The following is a 2,810-nucleotide window of genomic DNA, read 5'->3' on the forward strand; positions in this document are numbered from 1 at the left end:
CACCGTGTTCGTCTACCGCTCGCTGACGTGGAAGAACTTCCTCAAAGCCTGCGCCAAGGCCTGCAAGACCACCGGCGTCGTGCTGCTGCTGATCGGCATCTCCAACGCCTTCGGCTACTTCATGGCGCTCTACGAGGTGCCGCAGAAGACGGGCGAGCTGATGCAGTCGGTGTCCAGCGCGCCGTGGGTGATCTTCCTGATGATCAACGTGCTGCTGTTCATCCTGGGCACCTTCCTGGACATGGCCGCGACCATCCTGATCTGCACGCCGATCTTCCTGCCCATCGCGATGCAGTTCGGCATGGACCCGGTGCAGTTCGGCATCATCATGCTCATCAACTGCGCGCTCGGGCTGAACACGCCGCCGGTCGGCTCGGTGCAGTTCGTCGGCTGCGCGATCGGGGAAATCTCGGTCGGCCAGGTGATGCGCACCATCTTGCCGTTCTACAGCGCGCTTGGCGCCTGCCTGGTGTTCGTGACCTACGTGCCGGCGTTTTCGCTGTGGCTGCCCTCGCTGTTCAAGTGATCCCGTGATTCCCCTCGGAGACCCTTCCTGATGCTCGACCGCCCCGCTTCCGCGATCCGTTTCAAGCGCCTGCTGCTGACCGGCGCAGCCGGCAACCTCGGCCGCGAACTCTGGCCCCGCCTGAAAGCCTATTGCGACACGCTGCGCCTGAGTGCCCGGGGAGACACGCTCGGCACCGCCGGCCCGGGTGAAGAACTCGCCCCGGCCGACCTCGCGGACAAGGCCGCCGTGTTCGCCGCCCTCGAAGGCGTCGAGGCGGTCGTCCACATGGGCGGCGTCTCGACCGAGCAGACCTGGGAAAGCATCCTCGACGGCAACATCGTCGGCATGGTCAACCTCTACGAAGCCGCCCGCCACCACGGCGTGAAGCGCATCGTCTTCGCCAGCTCCAACCACGTCACCGGCTTCTACCGGCAGGACGAGGTCGTCAGCCCGCGTGACCCGGTGCGCCCGGACGGGTTCTACGGGTTGTCGAAGTGCTTCGGCGAGAACCTCGCGCAGCTCTACTGGGACCGCTTCGGCATCGAGACGGTGAGCGTGCGCATCGGCTCGGCGTTCGCCGCGCCCAAGGACCGGCGCATGCTCGCCACCTGGATGAGCTTCGACGACACCGAGCGGCTGATCGTCGCGGCGCTCACCGCCCCGGTGGTCGGCCACAGCATCGTCTACGGCATGAGCGACAACGCCACGACCTGGTGGGACAACACCCCGGCGCGCCACCTCGGCTACCGGCCGCAGGACTCGTCGGAGGTCTTCCGCGCCGAGGTCGAGGCGCGCCAGCAGACGCTGGACCGCAGCGACCCGGCGGTGGTGTATCAGGGCGGTGCGTTCGTGCGCACCGGGCCGTTCTTCGCCGGGGAGTGACCATGGAGCCGCTGTCGCTGCGTTATCCCGATCCGGCGGTCGAGGTGTTGCACCCGGAGTTCCTGAAACTGCGGCTGTTCAACGCCAGCGTGGAGCGGCTCGCCACCGGGTTGCGCTGGGCGGAGGGGCCGGTGTGGTTCGGCGACGGGCGCTACCTGCTGGTGTCGGACATCCCGAACGACCGCATCCTGCGTTGGGACGACACCTCGGGCGCGCTGAGCGTGTTCCGCCAGCCGTCGAACAACGCCAACGGCCACGCCCGCGATGGGCAGGGGCGGCTGGTCTCGTGCGAGCACCTGACGCGCCGCGTGACGCGCACCGAGCACGATGGCCGCGTCACCGTGCTGGCGGATCGCTTCGACGGCGCCCGGCTGAACTCGCCCAACGACATCACGCTGTGCCGCCGCGATGGCGCGGTCTGGTTCACCGACCCGAGTTTCGGCATCGGCGGCCACTGGGAGGGTGAACCGGCTGAAGCCGAGCGCCCGCACGGTGTCTATCGGATCGATGCGGCGACCGGCCGGCTGGATTGCCCGCTCGACGACCTCGACGGGCCGAACGGGCTGGCGTTCTCGCCGGATGAATCGGTGCTCTACGTCATCGAAAGCCGCGCTGCGCCACACCGGCTGATCTGGGCCTACGACCACGCCGGCGACGGCACGCTGTCGAACAAGCGGCTGCACGTCGATGCCGACGGGCCGGGTGCGCTCGACGGCATGGCCTGCGACGTGGCGGGGAATCTCTGGTGCGGCTTCGGCAGCAACGGCACGCCGGGCGCGGATCCAGCGGCGCTCGACGGCGTGCGCGTCTACAACCCCGCCGGCCAGCCGATCGGACATATTCATCTGCCCGAACGCTGCGCGAATGTCTGCTTCGGCGGGGCGAAGGGGAATCGGCTGTTCATGGCGGCGAGTCATTCGGTTTATGCGCTGTACGTCAACACGACGGGGGCGGTGCGCTGAAGTTGGCTAGCGGGTTGCGCTTCAGTTTAGAGCGTGCCGGGTTAAACAGCATTTTCCGCCCCGAATACGGCGCGATGCCACACAGCATTCGGCGCTTTGAACCAAGCAGAGTTGGCATCTGTTGCGAATTGTGCGAGTTCGCTCAGATTGCCGTCATACCGGGTGTACAGCGCGATCAATTCGCGCAGGCCCTGCTGCGACAGACGCTTGGAGCGAAGCTGAATGTGAATTTCGCGACCAGAGCCGACTACAGCGACGACGCCAGGAACAGATTTCAGCCAGACAAAGAAGGTCGCCTCGTCGCCTTGGGACAAGTACCAGGGCTGTTCACTGCTGCCTGAGACAATGACAATGCGAGCTGGTTTGAGACACGGATAGCGCAATGAAGACGTTGAAGGAGTGCTTGGCGACGGTGAAGGATCCACGCCGAGGGCAAGGCAAACGCTACGACCTGGTCC

Annotated in this window: 4 protein-coding genes; 3 read left to right on the forward strand and 1 reads right to left on the reverse strand. The window is 66.3% G+C overall.

Going from position 1 to position 2,810, the window contains the following annotated elements:
- From RMP06_RS14495 to RMP06_RS14505, 3 genes are all read left to right on the forward strand, one after another.
- On the forward strand, nucleotides 1–526 hold a 526-nt coding region (locus RMP06_RS14495; protein ID WP_310462493.1), incomplete at its 5' end, for a TRAP transporter large permease subunit.
- 30 nt (nucleotides 527–556) lie between these two features.
- Nucleotides 557–1,390 carry an NAD-dependent epimerase/dehydratase family protein gene (locus RMP06_RS14500; protein ID WP_310462494.1) on the forward strand — a complete coding sequence of 278 codons (834 nt, stop codon included), beginning with the start codon at nucleotides 557–559 and terminating at the stop codon, nucleotides 1,388–1,390.
- Between the two features lie 2 nt (nucleotides 1,391–1,392).
- Nucleotides 1,393–2,352, forward strand: a complete 960-nt coding sequence (locus RMP06_RS14505; RefSeq protein ID WP_310462495.1) for an SMP-30/gluconolactonase/LRE family protein — start codon at nucleotides 1,393–1,395, stop codon at nucleotides 2,350–2,352.
- Nucleotides 2,353–2,393: 41 nt separating this feature from the next.
- Here the strand turns inward: RMP06_RS14505 and RMP06_RS14510 are convergent.
- The coding region (locus RMP06_RS14510; protein ID WP_310462496.1) for a hypothetical protein at nucleotides 2,394–2,810 on the reverse strand (417 nt) is incomplete at its 5' end.

Origin of the sequence: Sphaerotilus sp., assembly GCF_031429695.1 — a bacterium.
Lineage (GTDB): Bacteria > Pseudomonadota > Gammaproteobacteria > Burkholderiales > Burkholderiaceae_C > Sphaerotilus.

What these genes read in the sequence shown, in the direction of transcription:
- RMP06_RS14500 (WP_310462494.1), top strand. Translation starts at nt 557, where the DNA reads ATGCTCGACCGCCCCGCTTCCGCGATCCGTTTCAAGCGCCTGCTGCTG.
- RMP06_RS14505 (WP_310462495.1), top strand. Translation starts at nt 1,393, where the DNA reads ATGGAGCCGCTGTCGCTGCGTTATCCCGATCCGGCGGTCGAGGTGTTG.